The sequence below is a fragment of the uncultured Aliiroseovarius sp. genome (assembly GCF_947492455.1).
Taxonomy (GTDB): Bacteria; Pseudomonadota; Alphaproteobacteria; order Rhodobacterales; family Rhodobacteraceae; genus Aliiroseovarius.
Genome location: NZ_CANLNB010000001.1, coordinates 226495 through 243868 on the forward strand (window position 1 = coordinate 226495; position 17374 = coordinate 243868).

At 59.1% G+C, this 17374-nt stretch carries 19 protein-coding genes; 10 read left to right on the forward strand and 9 right to left on the reverse strand.

What is annotated here, in order from left to right:
• Positions 1–2: 2 nt before the first annotated feature.
• A complete protein-coding gene (locus Q0677_RS01160) occupies positions 3–1328 on the reverse strand; it encodes a FliI/YscN family ATPase (protein WP_298905162.1) in 1326 nt (441 codons plus the stop codon).
• Between the two features lie 87 nt (positions 1329–1415).
• On the opposite strand from Q0677_RS01160, the gene Q0677_RS01165 reads away from it, so the two are divergent.
• The 10 genes from Q0677_RS01165 (at position 1416) to Q0677_RS01210 (ending at position 6711) form a co-directional block, all read left to right on the forward strand.
• Positions 1416–1808 (forward strand): FlgB family protein, encoded by a 393-nt coding sequence (locus tag Q0677_RS01165; RefSeq protein WP_298905164.1) that lies wholly within the window; start codon positions 1416–1418, stop codon positions 1806–1808.
• Positions 1809–1814: 6 nt separating this feature from the next.
• Complete coding sequence (gene flgC, locus Q0677_RS01170) at positions 1815–2207, forward strand: flagellar basal body rod protein FlgC (RefSeq protein ID WP_298905166.1); 393 nt, start codon at positions 1815–1817, stop codon at positions 2205–2207.
• Positions 2208–2218: 11 nt separating this feature from the next.
• Entirely contained in the window at positions 2219–2509 is a 291-nt protein-coding gene (fliE, locus tag Q0677_RS01175; protein WP_298905167.1) for a flagellar hook-basal body complex protein FliE, read from the forward strand.
• Positions 2506–2775 (forward strand): flagellar biosynthetic protein FliQ, encoded by a 270-nt coding sequence (locus Q0677_RS01180; protein ID WP_133487000.1) that lies wholly within the window; start codon positions 2506–2508, stop codon positions 2773–2775. The genes fliE and Q0677_RS01180 overlap by 4 nt, the downstream gene beginning before the upstream one ends.
• A gap of 1 nt (position 2776) precedes the next feature.
• Complete coding sequence (locus tag Q0677_RS01185; RefSeq protein WP_133487002.1) at positions 2777–3499, forward strand: flagellar hook-basal body complex protein; 723 nt, start codon at positions 2777–2779, stop codon at positions 3497–3499.
• A 9-nt stretch (positions 3500–3508) separates the two neighbouring features.
• The gene (flgG, locus tag Q0677_RS01190; protein ID WP_298905171.1) at positions 3509–4294 is read left to right on the forward strand and encodes a flagellar basal-body rod protein FlgG; all 786 of its coding nucleotides are present in this window, start codon (positions 3509–3511) and stop codon (positions 4292–4294) included.
• Positions 4294–4728, forward strand: coding sequence for a flagellar basal body P-ring formation chaperone FlgA (gene flgA, locus Q0677_RS01195; RefSeq protein ID WP_298905173.1), 435 nt, complete (start codon positions 4294–4296; stop codon positions 4726–4728). The genes flgG and flgA overlap by 1 nt, the downstream gene beginning before the upstream one ends.
• A 12-nt stretch (positions 4729–4740) precedes the next feature.
• Positions 4741–5469: a flagellar basal body L-ring protein FlgH gene (gene flgH, locus Q0677_RS01200; RefSeq protein WP_298905175.1), complete on the forward strand. Its 729-nt coding sequence runs from the start codon at positions 4741–4743 to the stop codon at positions 5467–5469.
• A gap of 11 nt (positions 5470–5480) precedes the next feature.
• Entirely contained in the window at positions 5481–5972 is a 492-nt protein-coding gene (locus tag Q0677_RS01205) for a flagellar basal body-associated FliL family protein (protein WP_298905177.1), read from the forward strand.
• A gap of 85 nt (positions 5973–6057) precedes the next feature.
• Complete coding sequence (locus Q0677_RS01210; RefSeq protein WP_133487012.1) at positions 6058–6711, forward strand: GntR family transcriptional regulator; 654 nt, start codon at positions 6058–6060, stop codon at positions 6709–6711.
• 6 nt (positions 6712–6717) lie between these two features.
• Here Q0677_RS01210 and Q0677_RS01215 read toward each other — a convergent pair whose 3' ends face one another.
• From Q0677_RS01215 to Q0677_RS01250, 8 genes are all read right to left on the reverse strand, one after another.
• Positions 6718–7404, reverse strand: coding sequence for a fumarylacetoacetate hydrolase family protein (locus Q0677_RS01215; RefSeq protein WP_298905181.1), 687 nt, complete (start codon positions 7402–7404; stop codon positions 6718–6720).
• Complete coding sequence (locus Q0677_RS01220; protein ID WP_298905183.1) at positions 7401–8237, reverse strand: alkaline phosphatase family protein; 837 nt, start codon at positions 8235–8237, stop codon at positions 7401–7403. The genes Q0677_RS01215 and Q0677_RS01220 overlap by 4 nt, the downstream gene beginning before the upstream one ends.
• 158 nt (positions 8238–8395) lie before the next feature.
• Positions 8396–10033 (reverse strand): ABC transporter ATP-binding protein, encoded by a 1638-nt coding sequence (locus Q0677_RS01225; protein WP_298905185.1) that lies wholly within the window; start codon positions 10031–10033, stop codon positions 8396–8398.
• Positions 10030–10845, reverse strand: coding sequence for an ABC transporter permease (locus tag Q0677_RS01230; protein ID WP_298905187.1), 816 nt, complete (start codon positions 10843–10845; stop codon positions 10030–10032). The genes Q0677_RS01225 and Q0677_RS01230 overlap by 4 nt, the downstream gene beginning before the upstream one ends.
• A complete protein-coding gene (locus Q0677_RS01235; RefSeq protein WP_298905189.1) occupies positions 10842–11798 on the reverse strand; it encodes an ABC transporter permease in 957 nt (318 codons plus the stop codon). The genes Q0677_RS01230 and Q0677_RS01235 overlap by 4 nt, the downstream gene beginning before the upstream one ends.
• Before the next feature lie 9 nt (positions 11799–11807).
• The gene (locus Q0677_RS01240) at positions 11808–13394 is read right to left on the reverse strand and encodes an ABC transporter substrate-binding protein (RefSeq protein ID WP_298905192.1); all 1587 of its coding nucleotides are present in this window, start codon (positions 13392–13394) and stop codon (positions 11808–11810) included.
• 252 nt (positions 13395–13646) lie between these two features.
• Positions 13647–16301, reverse strand: a complete 2655-nt coding sequence (locus tag Q0677_RS01245; RefSeq protein WP_298905194.1) for a TRAP transporter large permease subunit — start codon at positions 16299–16301, stop codon at positions 13647–13649.
• Between the two features lie 11 nt (positions 16302–16312).
• Entirely contained in the window at positions 16313–17305 is a 993-nt protein-coding gene (locus Q0677_RS01250) for a TRAP transporter small permease subunit (protein ID WP_298905196.1), read from the reverse strand.
• Positions 17306–17374 lie beyond the last annotated feature (69 nt).

Consider the following 17374-nt stretch of genomic DNA (forward strand, 5'->3'; position numbering starts at 1 on the left):
CGCTAGTCCGCATTCTTGGACAAACAGGCCGCCAGCCGATCGAAACTGGTGCGCGTGTCCAGCACCTCGGGTGCAGCCAGAAATCCATCTATCTTTGGCCAAGCCTCAACCGCGTGATCCAGCATTTCATCTGCTCCTGCAGAATATAGTCCCGCTTGGATCATCATTTCAGACCGATCATACAATCCCAGTAACTGGCGCCCTTCTAGAATAAGGGCATTCTCGTCGTTCGAGGCCGCTTCCGGCAAGGCCCGCGATACCGACCGCAGAACATCAATCGCCGGGAAGCGCCCGCGTTCTGCGATCTTGCGATCCAGCACGACATGACCATCCAGAACCCCACGCAAGATATCCGCAACGGGCTCCTCCATATCAGATCCCGCGACAAGGACCGAAAACACAGCTGTGATGTCTCCTGTCCCGTCGACACCCGGCCCCGCCCGCTCACACAGAGAGGTAATCTGTTGCGTGGTAGATGGGGGAAACCCACGCAGATTTCCCGTCTCGCCTGAAGCAAGCGCAATCTCGCGATGCGCCTCGGCAAATCGGGTTACGCTGTCTGCCAGAAACAACACCTGCCGCCCAAGATCGCGAAAATGCTCGGCAACCGACATTGCCATCCATGCGCAGCGACGACGCATCATCGGCGATTGATCCGAAGTCGCGGCGACGACAACCGCACGCTTCATCCCTTGTTCGCCCAAGACACGCTCCACGAATTCACGCACCTCGCGCCCGCGTTCACCAATCAATGCGATCACGACCACATCAGCGTGCACGCCCCGTGCAAGCTTGGCCAGCAGGGTGGATTTGCCCACTCCCGAGCCCGCAAAAAGTCCGATCCGCTGCCCGGACACAATCGGAAGATAGGTGTTGAACACGGTCATTCCGGTCTCAAGCCGATCCCCCAACGGGCGGCGCGCGGTCGGGTTCGGCACCTCACCTTTCAAGGCGCGCACCTGAGTCCCCTGTAGGATCGGCGCACCGTCCAGACTTTGCCCCAACGGATCCACAACCCGCCCGATCCAACTGTCATCCGGGGAAATACTGGTGCCACCCAGCAACTCAACCTCGTCTCCGATCTGCAGTCCGGCGCAATCCCCATCTGGCAAGACCGAGATCGTGTCACCCGACAGCCCCAGAACCTCGCCCATCCGGGGTGTACCACCGCGCGGATGGATCTGCACCAGATCCGCCTGTGCGGCGATTTTTGCAAGCCCCGACACCTCGACCATACCCTGCCGAATGTGGTTCACACGCCCGATATGTCGAACGACCTGCAGTGATGAAAGCGCTGCGGTCACCTGCTCGAACCCAACATTGTGCATCGGCATTCTCCTAAAATTTTCACTGAAACTGTTTATAAAGGAATCAGGGTTAAGCCTTGGTTGAAGCCAATCGAGGGAGAAGCCCCGATGTTTGAAAAACTGAGTATTTTTGCAAAGGCGAACGACCTTGCGCTCCATGCTGCGGCACGGCAGTCCGTCATCGCGCAGAACGTGGCGAACGCGGATACGCCGGGGTATCGCGCCCGCGACGTTGCCTCGTTTTCTGAGACGTATAAGCCTGACCGGCCTGACCAAATGCGCGCCACGCGCAGCGGGCATATCGGGACAGATGCGGCCACCTCCCCTGCAACAGAATCGAACGTCGTTTATCGCGCCGGCGCGACCTCGCCCAACGGGAACTCGGTGTCGCTTGAGACCGAGATGATGATGGCTGCCGAGGCCAAGCGGGACCACGACATGGCGCTGGCCGTTTACAAGTCCACGCTGGGCATTATGCGCAGCGCGCTGGGGCGGAGGTAACGGGCCATGAGTGATCTTCGCAATTCGGTCGCCGCTGCCGCATCGGGCATGAAAAGTCAGGCCAACCGCCTGCGCCATGTGTCTGAAAACATCGCCAATGTGGACACGCCCGGCTATCGCAGAAAAATGGTCAGCTTCCAGGCCGCGCTTGAAGGTGGGCGCACCACGGGACTGGTGGAAACAGGTCGCGTCCAGTTGGACAAAACTGCCTTGCCCGCCATTTACGACCCCTCACATCCGCTGGCTGATGAAAGCGGTCACTATCAAGGCTCGAACGTCGATCTGGTGATCGAGATCGCGGACGCCCGTGAAGCGCAGCGGAGCTATGAAGCTAACCTGAAAATGTTTGACCAGTCGCGCCAGATGTCGCGCGGGCTGTTGGATCTGCTGCGCCGGTAGGAGGATAGATTATGGATATTCGTGCAACACTCGCCTCGCAGCAATATGCGGCCTCGCGACAGGCAGCTCAGCCGACGGCGAATAATGAACAAAAAGTGAACAATTTCGCGGGTGTCGCGCAGGATTTCGCGCAGACCCTGCAAACTGGCGAACGCACCGCGATGGCCGCGCTGTCTGGTGATGCGGATCCGCATGCATTGGTGCAGGCCTTGGCCCAGACCGAGCTGGCGGTCGAGACCGCAGTGACCGTCCGCGACAAGGTGGTCGAGGCCTATCAGGAAATTCTAAGGATGCCGGTCTGATGGACGAGATTATCTTCTATGACACGCTGCGCGCGGGGCTGTGGGATGCGGTCCTGATCTCACTTCCCATCCTGTCGGTCGCGCTGATTGCCGGTCTGATCGTTGGCCTGTTTCAAGCACTGACTTCGATCCAGGAAATGACCCTTACCTTTGTCCCCAAGCTGGTGGCCATTCTGGTCGTCTTCTGGGGCAGCATGGGGTTCATGACCGAAACGCTGGTCAGCTTTTTCCAGCTGCGCGTCGTTCCCTTGATTGCAGGAGGCTGAGATGGACAATATCGGCTATACGTCCCTGACACGGCAATCTGGCCTGATGCGCGAAATGCAAAGCATCGCCAACAACATTGCCAATGCCTCGACCACCGGGTTCCGACGCGAGGGCGTGATTTTTTCCGAGTATATTCATGCGCTTGAACGGGGTGATCCGTCGCTTTCCATGGCAACGGCCAACACGCGCGCGCTGAATTTGGAACAAGGCGCACTGACCCAAACCGGCGGCACATTCGACTTCGCAATCGAAGGCGATGGTTTCTTTCTACTGGACGGACCAACCGGCCAATTCCTGACCCGTGCAGGAGTCTTCACGCCATCCGCCGAGGGCGAGCTTGTGACCCCTGACGGCTATCGTCTGTTGGACGGTGGCGGGTCCCCCGTCTTCATTCCGCCCGATGCGAAAACCGTATCGATGGCCGCGGATGGGACGCTGTCTGCCGACGGCCGGGCACTGGCCTTGATTGGTCTGTTCACCCCGGTCGATCAGACCGACCTTCAGCACCGCGACGGCGTCCGGTTCGAAGCGCCCAGCGGGGTCGAACCGGCCCTATCTGAGGCCTCGATCCTGCAGGGGTTTGTCGAAGGATCCAACGTCGATCCCATCGCCGAAATCGCCCGCATGATCGAGGTGCAGCGCAGCTATGAGCTGGGTCAGAAATTCATGGAAAAAGAGGATGAACGCATCCGCTCGGTCACCAAAACGGTCATCGGACAATAGGAGGCTTAAATGCGCGCACTGAACATTGCAGCAACCGGGATGTTGGCCCAGCAAATGCGGGTCGAGACGATCTCGAACAACCTCGCGAACATGTCGACTACGGGTTACAACACTCGGCGGGCCGAGTTCGCGGACCTACATTATCAGCAGGCCACGCGGGCGGGCACGATCAATGCTGCGGACGGGACGGTCCTGCCGACTGGCGTCCAGTTGGGTCTCGGAGTGCGCCCAACCTCGGTCACGATGATGGTGCAGCAAGGGACGCTGGCGCAGACCAATGGCGATCTGGATCTGGCCATCGAAGGGCGGGGATATCTGGAGGTCACGCTGCCTTCTGGCGCGTCTGGGTACACGCGGGACGGTGGGCTGAAATTGTCTGGCGACGGCTTAATCGTGACCTCGGACGGCTATCCGGTCGCGCCTGAAATCACCATTCCCAGCGACGCGCGCCAGATCTCGATCAACGCAGATGGCGAGGTCTATGCCTATTTCGACAACACCATCGAACCCGAACTTATGGGCGCCTTCACCCTTGCCAGTTTCACCAATGACAAAGGGCTTGAGGCGATCGGCTCGAACTTGTTTCGCGAAACGCCTGCCTCGGGCCCCGCTTTTGTTGGGGCCCCGGGGACGGACGGGCGCGGAACGCTACGGCAGGGCTATCTGGAAAACAGTTCCGTCGATGCCGTACGCGAAATCACCGAGCTGATCGCGGCCCAGCGGGGCTATGAACTGAACTCGAAAGTCATCACCGCGGCTGACCAGATGCTTGCGGCAACCACACAGGTGCGCTGATGAAACGGTTTCTGACATTCCTTTTGATGGGGCTCGCAGCGCCTGCTGCCGCCGATACGGTCGTCGCAGCCAAGAACCTACGGCCCGGCATGATCGTCTCGGCGATGGACGTAAAGCTGGTCGAGGCCGATATCCCGGGCGGCTTTCAGCTGCTCGACGATGTCATCGGACAAGTGGCCCGCGTGGTGCTGTATGCCGGGCGGCCCGTGTTGCCCAATGACATTGGCCCGCCTGCTCTGATCGACCGAAACCAGATCGTTACTCTGGTCTATACCGCCGGACCCATGACGATCCTGACCGAAGGGCGCAGCCTTGGGCGCGGCGCGGTCGGGGACCGCGTGCGGGTGATGAACCTGTCATCGCGCACGACGATCACCGGCTCGGTGTCCCCCAATGGCGACGTCATCGTTTCGAATTCTCACACCCAATTTTGACAAGGAAGACCCATGCGTTTGACCCTGCCCCTTCTGATCCTGTCCCTGGCTGTGACCGCCTGTTCCCGCATAGAAAATGTCGGCAAAGCCCCTGCGCTAAACCCTGTTGAAATGAGCGCCGAGCATCACGCGATGCAAGCCTCGGCGCTACCGCAGAACCTTCCGCCGCAAGGCACCGTGGACCGTTCGTCCTTGTGGAGCGGCGGGCGACAGTCGCTGCTTGGGGATCGGCGCGCTCAGCAGTCGGGCGACATTCTGACCGTGGTAATCGAAATCAACGATCGCGCAGAGTTCTCGAACAGCTCGTCCCGCGCGCGTGGGGCGTCTGACGATATGGGCGTTCCGCATCTGTTTGGGATCCCACAAGCCATCGACGGCGCACTGCCCGAGGGTGCCTCGATGGCGAACGCAGTTGGGATGTCGTCCAGCAGTGCGTACAACGGCAACGGGTCGGTGAAACGGAACGAGAAACTGGAACTGCGCGTGGCCGCCACTGTCCTCGGGACGCTGCCAAATGGCGTGTTGAAAATTCAAGGCTCGCAAGAGGTTCGGGTCAATTTCGAACTCCGCGAACTTCTGGTCACTGGGTTCGTGCGGCCTGAGGACATCTCGCGCCAGAACGAAATCCCGTATGACAAGATCGCCTCGGCCCGTATTTCCTATGGCGGTCGCGGGCAAATCACCGACGTCCAGCAGCCGCGCTATGGTCAGCAGATTGCTGACATCATTCTTCCGTACTAAAGGGGGGCGAGATGGGTAAAATCATCCCAATCATTCTGGCTCTGATCGGGCTTGGTGTCGGTGCTGGGGCAGGCATGATGCTTCAGCCTGAACCAGAACCTGTGGTGATGAACCCGTGCGGAGACACGGATACCGCCGAAAAAGATGACCATAAAGACATGGACGAGGACACGCCCTCGGACACCGAATTCGTGAAGATTAACAACCAATTCGTTGTGCCTGTCGTCGCAGATGGCAATATCTCGTCCTTGGTCGTGATGTCCTTGAATATCGAGGTCGACCTGGGCGGTCGCGAAACAGTCTACCAGCGCGAACCCAAGCTACGTGACGAGTTTCTTCAGGTGATGTTTAACCACGCCAATACGGGTGGGTTCGACGGCGTGTTCACGCAATCAAGCCGCTTGGATCCCCTGCGCTCGGCCCTGCTTGAGGTGGCACAGTCCATTCTGGGACCGAGCGTGAAAGATGTGTTGGTAACAAACATCGTGCGGCAGGACACCTAAGATTTGGTTGGCCGGCGTTGTGCCCCTTGAAACACTTCAACCTGCCCGGTGATGTTGCTAGTCTGCCCCAAAGGGAGACCATTGAATGCAGTTGAAATCCGTGGACGTGTCGAAGACCGCCTCAGCCACCACTATTATTTTCGAGGCGTTGAAACAGGCCATCGTCGAAGGTGAGCTGGAGGACGGGACCCCGCTGCGGCAAGACGAAATTGCGAAGATGTTCAACACGTCGCGCATCCCAGTTCGCGAGGCCATCCTGAAGCTAGAAGAGCACGGGTTGGTAACATCGCAGCGCTATAAAGGAGCGGTTGTCTCGTCCCTGTCGCAGGATGAGGTGCGCGAGATCTTCGACTTTCGTGCTTTGCTAGAGCCGCATGTCATCGCGCAAGCCGTGCCGAAAATGGATGCCGAAACGCTGCGCACCGCGCGGGGGTACTACGAGGCGCTGGCCTCGTCGAACGACTCCTCGGAATGGGGCGATCTGAACCGGAAGTTCCACGCGACACATTACGCCGCCAGTGGCCTGACCTATCATCTGGCTGCCATCGACAACGCCCTGAACCGGATCGACCGCTATCTGCGGGCGCGCATCATGATGGATGATGGCATGATCCGCGCCAATCATGATCACCTGATGATCCAAGAAGCCTGCGAGGCCGGAGACGCGGATAGAGCGGCCGATTTGACGCTGACGCATATTCAAGAAGCACGCGACAAGCTGTTGGCCTATTTTGGGTAAGCCGTCCTAGGCGATATGCGTGGTGACGCTGCCCAGCCCGTCGATCTGCGCAACGCATGTGTCGCCTGACTGAAGCGGTCCAACATTTTCCGGCGTTCCGGTGAAAATCAGATCACCCGCGCTGAGCTCAACCAGCGTCGACAGATAGGCAATCACATCGGCCACCGGCCAGATCAGGTCAGAGATGTCCGAGTTCTGGCGCGTCTCTCCATTCACGCTCAGCGAAATGGCGCCTTTAGTGAAATGCCCGACCTCGGCCACGGGATGCAGCGCGCCGCAAGGGGCGGAACGGTCGAACCCCTTGGCCATATCCCACGGACGCCCGTTGGACTTCGCGTCCGCCTGAACATCGCGCCGGGTCAGGTCGTTGCCGACTGCATAGCCCCAGACATGATCCAGCGCGGCGGCGGCGGCGATGTTTGCACCGCCTTTGCCGATCGCCACGACCAGCTCGACCTCGTGATGCAGGTTCGACGTGCCCGGCGGATACGGGATACTTGCGCCATCCGCGACCAGTGCGTCGGCAGGTTTCGAAAAGAAGAAGGGCAGCTCCCGATCCGGGTTCGACCCCATCTCGCGCGCGTGGGCGGCGTAGTTTTGTCCAACGGAGAAAATCCGGCGTACCGGGAATTTCTGGTCCGAGCCAGCGATGGGAAGAAACGGTTGTGCGGGAGCGGGAATGGCCCAAGTCATTTCAGGAACACCTTGCCTTTCATCGTGTCTGCAATCGGCGCGCCCATCAGGGACAGCACTGTGGGCGCAAGCTGAGTTTGGCACAGAATATCGCTGTCATCGACCACGTCCGCATCTCCGAAATAGTAAAGCGCGACGTCTTGTTGCACGTCCTCGTGCCCGCCGTGATGGCCACGATCGGTCTGGCCGTGATCGGCGGTGACGATCACCTCGTATCCCTGATCCCGCCAGCGCTTGATGAAGGGGGCCATCTGTTCATCCATCGCGAAACATGCGTGATCCATTTCGCTGCAATCATGCCCGAACCGGTGGCCCATGCTGTCCAGCGTACAGGTGTGCAGAATGCCATAGTCGATCCCCTTACGCTCGCACAACATGGTCAGCGTGCCGAACAGGTCGACATCCGCGGGGGTGCATTGGTTGATCATCCCATAGCCGGTCATCGTGTGAAAACGGCCGTGGTTGATCGAGGTGCTTTCGGGCTCGTCATATTCCACATCGCGCACCACATCGAAGGGCGCGCGATTGAAGAACTCGGACCAGAAGGAATGCGTGACCGCGCCGGTTACGCCGCCAGCCTTGCGCACCTGGCTGAAGATGTCGTCATGCGACAGACGAAAGACATCGTGATTGCCAGTGCAACCGTGCTCCTGCGGGGTCACGCCCGTATGGATCGACGCGTAGCAACTGGCCGATGTCGACGGCAACACGGCACGCATCTTCAGAAGCTTCGCGTCACCCGACTGCACCCAGCCTTCCAGATTGCCAAACAACCGACGCCAGTTACGGTGCGGCACCCCGTCGATGATGAGAAGCAGGAGTTTTCTGTCCATGTCAGCGCCCTTCCAGATTGCGCATTGATTTTCCCAAGACTAGGCGCGGGGCGTCACGGATTTATGTAACAGACGCGCCAAATTGGGTCGGTTTTGGTCTGAAGAAAAGAAAACGGGGGCGCAAGTGCAGCGCCCCCGATATGTTCGAGTTCCAGCAATCAGTTGCCGGCGCTTTCCATCTTGCGGTTCTGCACGACCTCTTCCAGCCAACCCAGCCGCATCTCGGGGACGGAACTGAGCAGCAGGTCGGTATAGTCGTCGAACGGAGGCGCCAGCACCTCGGCCTTGGGGCCATAGCGCACGACGCGGCCCTGATACATCACGGCAATTGAATCCGCGATGGCCTTCACCGTCGCAAGGTCGTGGGTGATGAACAGATAGGCGACATTTTCGATCTTCTGGAGGTTCTCGAGAAGCTTCAAAATGCCGTCCGCCACCAGCGGATCCAGCGCCGAGGTCACCTCGTCACAGATGATGACCTTGGGCTTGGCGGCCAATGCGCGGGCGATACAGACACGCTGTTTCTGACCACCTGACAGTTCCGCCGGGTAGCGGTCGATGAATTCGACCCCCAGTTCGATCTCGTCCAGAAGTTCGATGATCCGCGCGCGCTTTTCCTTGCCCTTCATGCCGAAATAGAATTCCAGCGGACGACCGATGATCGTGCCCACGGTCTGACGCGGGTTCATGGCGACATCCGCCATTTGATAGATCATCTGCAACTCGCGCAGATCCTCGCGCGAGCGGCCCTCAAGATCCGGCGACAGGTCACGCCCGTCGAAATGGATCTTGCCTTCGCGCGGCGGCAACAGGCCGGTGATCACGCGGGCTGTGGTCGACTTACCCGACCCGGATTCGCCCACAACGGCCAGGGTTTGGCCCGGGTGAAGCTCCATCGTGACATTGTGCAACACGTCGAAGTTGGTGCCCTTGTAGCGGGCGGTGACGTTTTCCACGGTCAGAACCGGGTTGTCCGTTGGCGGCTTGCCGTCGTGCTGGGTGGACCGGACCGACACCAGATCGCGGGTATATTCCTCAACGGGATGGTTGATGATCTGATCCGTGGTGCCATGCTCGACCATGTCGCCCATACGCAGCACCATGATCTCGTCCGAGACCTGAGCCACCACCGCAAGGTCGTGCGTGATATAAAGCGCCGCAACGCCAGTATCCCGAATGGCATCCTTGATCGCCATCAGAACGTCGATCTGCGTGGTCACATCCAGCGCCGTGGTGGGTTCGTCGAACACCACCAAATCGGGCTCGGGGCACAGGGCCAAAGCCGTCATGCAGCGTTGCAACTGACCACCCGACACCTGGTGCGGATAGCGATTGCCGATGTTTTCAGGATCCGGCAGACCTAGCTTGGTAAACAGCTCTACCGCACGTGCTTCAGCCTCTTTCTTCGAGAACTTGCCTTGGTGCAGAGACGCTTCGATCACCTGCTCCATGATCTTCTTGGCGGGGTTAAAGCTGGCCGCAGCCGACTGGCTAACATAGGTCACCTCGGTTCCGCGCAGCTTGCGCAGGTCGCGCAGGTTGGTGCCAAGGATCTCGCGACCATTGACCCAGACCTTACCGCCGGTGATCTCAACCCCACCTCGACCATAGGCCATCGAAGCCAGACCGATGGTGGACTTACCAGCACCCGATTCCCCGATCAGGCCAAGAACCTTGCCCTTCTCAAGTTCAAAGGACACGCCGTGCACGATGTCGATGTTTCGGGGTTTTTCGCCGGGAGGATAAATCCGCGCGCCGATTTTCAGGTCTTCGACCTTCAGAAGCGTATCGCTCATCCGCGGCCTCCTTTCAGGCTGGTGGTGCGGTTCAGCACCCAGTCGGCAACAAGGTTCACGGAAATTGCCAGCGTCGCGATGGCCACAGCGGGCACAAGGGCTGCCGGGATGCCATAGACGATGCCGTCTTTGTTTTCCTTCACGATGCCGCCCCAGTCAGCGTTGGGCGGTTGCACGCCAAGGCCAAGGAACGAAAGCGTCGACACGAACAGCACTGCGAAGATAAAGCGCAGGCCCATTTCCGCCACCAGAGGCGACAGCGCGTTGGGCAGGATCTCGCGGAAGATAACCCAGCGACGGCCTTCACCGCGCAGTTTGGCAGCTTCAACGAAGTCCATGACGTTGATGTCCACCGCAACCGCACGGGCCAGACGATAGACACGGGTCGAATCCAGAAGACCCATCACAAGTATCAGGATGAACAGCGTCACCGGCATAACCGACAAAACAACCAGTGCGAAGATCAGGGTCGGGATCGACATGATCAGGTCGACGAAGCGGCTCATCACCTGATCGACCCAGCCGCCGACAACGGCTGCCGTGAAGCCAAGGATCGAGCCCAGCGTGAAGCTGAGGATCGTGGCCGCGGTGGCGATGAAGATCGTCGTCCGCCCGCCATAGATCATACGGGTCAGCAGATCACGGCCGATATTGTCGGTGCCCAGCCAGTGCTCGGACGAAGAAGGCTCCCAGACGTCACCGACGATTTCAGTCATCGAATAGGGCGCAATCAATGGGGCGAAGACTGCCACAAAGAAATACAGCCCGGTGAAAAACAGGCCAATCAAGGCCGCGGGGGGTATTCTCATCATTTCGGATGCCTCAGCCTTGGGTTCGCCAGGATCGACACGATGTCAGCCACCATGTTCAATCCGATGTAGACCGCCGCAAAGATCAGACCGCAGGCCTGCACAACGGGCACGTCACGTTTGGCCACGTGGTCGACCAGATACTGGCCCATGCCGGGATAGACGAAGACCACCTCGACAACCACAACGCCCACGACAAGGTACGCAAGGTTCAGCATGACCACGTTCACGACCGGCGCAATGGCGTTCGGGAAAGCGTGGCGCGCGATGACCTGAAAACTTGTCAGACCCTTCAGCTCAGCCGTCTCGATATAGGCCGACTGCATCACGTTCAGAATGGCGGCACGCGTCATGCGCATCATGTGCGCCAGCACGACCATGGTCAGAACGGTAACGGGCAGTGCAATCGCGCTAAGCTTTTCGCCCAGAGACATGCTGTCATAGATCGTGGACACGGTCGGTGCCCAGCCCAGTTTCACGCCGACATAGTACATCAGCACGTAACCGATCAGGAATTCCGGAACCGAGATCGATGCCAGCGTCACCGCCGAAATCAGCTTGTCCGGCCACCGCTCGCGATAGCGCACGGCAAGCAGGCCAAGGAAAATGGCCAGCGGCACGGCAACAACTGCGGCCCAGAAGGCCAGGAACAGCGTGTTTTTCAGACGCCCGCCAAGGCTGTCGACAATGTCACGCCCGTTGGTCAGGGCTGTGCCAAGGTCGCCCTGCAATGCACCGAACAGCCAGTTGAAATAGCGTGTGGTTGCAGGTTGATCCATGCCCAGCTCTTTGCGCAGGTTGGCAAGGCTTTCGGGCGTGGCGGATTGTCCAAGGATGTTTTGTGCGACGTCACCCGGAAGGATGGTGGTGCCCGCAAAGATCAGCACCGACGCTGCGAGAAGCAGAAGGGTGCTCAGCGCTAAGCGCTGAGCAACCAGTTTAAGGACGGGATGCATGTGAATCCCTTATTTCAACCAGCAACGCGAGCCTGCCAGACCGGCCATCAGTTCGGCGTTCGGATCTGGCATATAGCCACCGATATCGTTGCTGACCCCGTCGATGAAGTCGTTGAACATCGGAGCAATCAGGCCGCCTTCTTCGTGCAGGATGCGGGCCATTTTGCCGTACATCTCTTTGCGCTTGGCTGCATCCAGCTCGGCCTTGGCAGCTTGCAGAAGACTGTCGAATTCGGCGTTGTTGAAACGGGTGTCGTTCCAGTCAGCGGTCGACAGATACGCAGTCGAGTACATCTGATCCTGAACCGGACGACCCGTCCAGTAAGACGCACAGAACGGCTGTTTGTTCCAGACTTCCGACCAGTAGCCATCATTCGGCTCACGCTTGATTTCCAGCGGAATGCCAGCCGCTGCGGCCGACTGCTGGAACAGCTGTGCTGCGTCAACAGCGCCCGGGAACGCGGTTTCAGCGACACGCAGGATGATCGGAGTGCCGTCATGGCCCGAGTTCTTATAGTGCTCGGCAGCTTTGACAGGGTCATACTCGCGCTGCTCAAGGCTGTCATCAAACAGCGGGTAAGCTGCGTTGATCGGAATGTCGTTGCCGACACCGCCATAGCCACGCAGGATCTTGTCCACCATTTCCTGACGGTTGATTGCGTATTTCAGTGCCAGGCGCAGTTCTTTGTTGTCAAAGGGCGGCGTGTCGGTGTGCATGATGAACACATAGTGGCCACGGCCCGAGACGTTTTGAACGGTGATGTTCGGCGCACGATCCAGCAGGTTTGCGATTTTCGGATCAACCGAGTTCACCATGTGTACCTGACCCGACTGCAAAGCCGACATACGGGCGGTCGCGTCATTGATCACCAGAATTTCGACCGAGTCCGCGTGACCTACGCTGTCATCCCAGTAGTTTGCGAACTTGGTGAAGGTGTGACGAACGCCCGGCTCGTTGTTTTCGATCTGGTAAGGGCCAGTACCGATCCCCGCGGCGGGATCATCCATGCCACCATTGGGCTGAATCACAAGGTGATAGTCAGCCATCAGATAGGGAAGGTCAGCATTCGGTGTATCAAGGTTCAGCGTCAGCGTATTGCCGTTGACCGACATGCTTTCGATGCCTTTTACGATCCCCAAAGCACCCGATTTGGATTCTTCGTTCGAATGACGCTCGATCGTTTTCATCGCGTCTTCGGCGGTCAGGGATTTACCATTGTGGAACTCGACACCCTGACGAATGTTGAAGTGCCAGGTTTTCGCGTCTGCCGAGCTGTCGATGCTTTCGGCAAGGCGCATATCGATCTCACCGGTCGGCGAAACGTTTACAAGAGTATCACCCCAGTTACCCAGAGCAGCCCGCGGGGTCTGCGATGCAACCAGACCTGGGTCCAGCGAATCCGTACCGGCGCCGCCGTTCATACCCAGCTTGATGGTGCCGCCTTTGTTGGGGCCGGCTGCCATGGCCGCGGTCGACAGCATGGTGCTTGCGGCAGCGGTCGACACGCCCAAGGCGCTTGCGCGACCCATGAAGTCACGACGCGACAGCTTGTTTTCCGCAACGCGCTTGGACAGATATTCTAGTTCTTTCGACATTTATTGCTCCCTGAGTTTCGGCGCTACCTGTTGGTGCACCGCATTTTATTGGTTCCGGTAACAGAGTTGCCTAGTTGCCGCCGTTCTGCAAGGGCGGTTCCCGACTCTCGAATACATGTTTACGACATTAGATGACGCAAAACGGCAAGTTTTATAGCAGAAACGACCGCGGCGGTCGTTCCATTTCCAACAAAAAGGGCCGGATAAAATCCAGCCCTTTCAATTATTTATATACTTATCCGCGTTTGTGGATCAGAAATTCAACGAGATGTCGCGGTGATAAGCCGTACAAGAGGCCATCTCGAGCGCCTGATCTCGCGTAAAGCGTGCCTGCTGGCGGATACCAAGAGTATCCCTGATTCCGTCCAGATAGGCATTCAGTCCGCTGCGCAGCTTGGCGTCAGCCTCGGCGCGCCATGCGACCTGAGCCTCATAGGCGGCGACGGCATCGTCATAAGCGGCGAGCGCTTTTTCGCGATCCGGGGTCTTGGACTTCAACGCTTTGCGCGCCTTGCCAAGGGCCTTCTTCACGTCATCCGCACCTTCGACCTTGCCGAACACTTTAGACAGCTCGTTCACAAGCTCCTGCGCCTCGTCTTCCGGCGTCGACATGATCGTCGCTTTCATATTCCGCAGATCCTGCTCCAACGCAGCGAATGCGTCGTTGGCGTCCAGCACGGCCAGAACCGACAGCGGGGCTTCCCACGCCTCGTCCGCCGCACGACGATACTTGGTCCGTGCACCGTTTTCGGCCTTGGTCAGGGTCAGGAACTCTTTGTTCACCCCTGCCCAGCTTTCTGGGATTTCAGTCTCAAGATGCGCGATTTCGGCTTTCAAGGCAGCAGCCTTGGTTTCAAGCTTGGCGCGCTCAGCCGCCTGACTTTCGTCACGCATCCGGCTGGCAGTTTTCTCGATCTCATCCACCTCGCGTTGGATGTTGCGGATCTGCTTTTCGATCCCGCGTACCAGTCGCAACTGCGGACGATACTCGCCCGAGGCCGCCTGTACGTTGTCAGCCGCCGCAAAGGCACCTTCCAACTGCGCAATCGCGTCGTCAGCCGCATCCAGACCATCGGTCAGATCACCGGCCAGATCCTTCGGCAGCACCGCAAGATCCAACCCACGCGCAGCCGCAATCGCATCCCGCGTGGCCGAGCTTTCCGCAAGTCGTTGACCCACGTAATCCTCGACACACAGCTGCAGTTTCGGGTTACGCGGCGGCGGGCTGCTTTCCGACAGGAAGCTGACGCGGTTCGGCAGATAGTTCACCAGCGGCGGGTACAGACCCACGATCACCAGCGCCGCAATCTGCAGCGAGATGAAGGCAATCACGCCCTTGTACATCTGCACCGTCTTCACGATCGCCGGGGCCACACCGCGCAGATAGAACAGCGCGAACCCGAACGGCGGCGTCAAGAAGCTGGTCTGAATGTTCAGACCAATCATCACACCCAGCCACACGGCGGTGATGTTTGCCTCGGGATCGGCCAGCAGGATCGGGGCCACGATCGGCACCACAACCACGGCGATCTCGATGAAGTCCAGGAAGAAGCCCAGAACAAAGATCACCAGCATGACGATGAAGAACTGTGTCCAGAACCCGCCCGGCAGACCCTGAAGGAACTCTTTCACCAGATCCTCGCCCCCGAAGGCACGGAAGGCGGCGGTCAGCATGGCGGCACCCAGCAGGATGATAAACACCAGCGAGGTCGTCTTGGCCGTTTCCAGCATGACGCCTGCCAGCGTGTTCTCGATTTTCAGAACGCGCCAGCACGACCAGACCAACGCGGTCAGAAGCATAATCGACCCGATGGCGCCAAGGATGATGCCAAACTGATCACGGCTATCCTCGATCGCTTTCACGTTCATGTCGTAGTTGATCAGGGCAAAGGCAATCACGGCCAGCGATGCAATCGCCAGAAGCGCTGGATAATAGAGTCCCTTGTTGGCCTCAGGCAGGCGATAGCCCGCCATGATCATTGCACCCGCCGCACCGATAGCACCCGCTTGGTTCACCGTGGCAACACCGGCAATGATCGAGCCCAGAACCAGGAAGATCAGGGCCAGCGGCGGCACCAGTGTGATCAGCACGTTCTTCAGGAAGGCTTTGTCATACTTGCCTTCGTAAGGCACCGCCGGCGCCTGCTTTGGCTTCAGGATCGCGTAGACAAGAATGTACAGCATGTACAAACCCACCAGCAGCAGCCCCGGAATAAACGCACCCAGGAACATCTCGCCCGCCGAGGTCGATCCCACGTCGAAGACCGACGGCATCGACAATTCGCCCGTAGCGTCCTTGTGCAGCGCCTTCCGCGCGGTCGAGGCTTGGTCCGTGGCCGAGGCCAACTGGTCGGCCAGAATGATCAGCACGATCGAGGGCGGGATGATCTGCCCCAGCGTACCCGAGGCCGCGATGGTCCCGGTCGCCAGCGATGGCGAATAGTTGTTGCGCAGCATTGCGGGCAGCGAAATCAGGCCCATCGCCACAACGGTTGCACCAACGATCCCGGTGGTGGCCGCCAGCAGCGCACCCACGAAAACAACCGAGATGCCCAGACCACCCGGCACCGGGCCGAATAGCTGTGCCATCGTGACCAGCAGGTCCTCGGCAATCTTCGAGCGTTGCAGCATGATGCCCATGAAGATGAACAGTGGGATGGCGATCAGGGTATCCCTCTCGACCTCCCAATAGACGCCCCTTAAGTTCGTGACCCCGGCGGACAGCCATTGGTTCGGCCCGCCCGAGTGGAAATAGGCGTCTGTCGAGCCTGCAAAGATGTAACCGGCACCGGCCGCAAGGCCGATGGTGATGATGGCCGCGCCGGGAAGCGCAAAGGCCACGGGATAGCCGGACCCAAGGGCAGCGGCCATGATCAGGATAAGAAGGGCTAGGAAGTAGAATTCCATCTGTCGTGTCCTTAATGGGCCGCCGGGGCGACTTCGCGGTGTCCGGGCTCGTCACGTTTGTCGGCGACGGCCTCGAGGAAGTAGCTAACGAACTGGATCAGCATGGTGATGGCAAACACACCAAGGAAGGCGGCCATCTGGTATTTGATGAACATGCCCACGCCACCAGACTGCGAGATCTCGAAGTTGATGATGGGGCTGTTGATGATCGCGGTCTTGCCGTTGAAGCCAACCGCAAGGATCACCCAAACGGTGCTCATCCCCAGCGCGATCGAGCCAAAGGCGTTGACGAACCCGCGGGTGGTACGGCCAAAGCCTGCATACAGAACGTCCACGCGCACGTGGCCTTCCTCGAACAGGGTATAGGCCGAGGCAAACAGGAACAGGGCGGCGTACCAGTAACGGACAAGGTCACCCATCAGCGCTTGCTCATAGCTGAACACGAAGCGCGAGATGACGATCAGAAGCTCGGCAGCGACGATCATCAGCGCCAGCCACGTAAAGCCCAGCGTGCGGGTAAACAGGGCGATGACGAATCCGGCCACGATCAGCGGCATGTGGATGTAAGGGCCAACCCAGCGCGATTTGTTAAACAGCTTGGCGGTGTCTTCGCTGAACATGCCCGCCAGAATGCCCTCGACCCGCATAAAGGCGATGGCGCTGTCGGCGATCCCGACCAGCAGAACAACCCAGAACGACGCACGGATCAGGTAGACGTTGAACTTGTGGATCTTCATCGCATCCCAGCGCAGCGCCGTGGCCTTCGTGCTGACAACATAGAGCGCTGCCACCGCGATGCAGACGACATAGACTGCCAGATTGGCCCAGCTGCCACCTGTGGCGCCGCCTTGGAAGATCGGCTTTGTGCCGGGCATGCCGAAGCCTACGACCAGCGCGTTGTTAACCAAGAACGCGAACAGGAAGCCAAGCATGCCCCATGCAAACAGCCGTGCGGCAATCGCCGGGCTGCCTTCGCGTGAAATGTCGGAAAAATCGGTTGCCATCAGCTCCCCCGAGGTCGGTTTGCGTAAGGGTCAGGGCAGTGGTCGCCCCTGTGTCTTACAAAAGAGCGG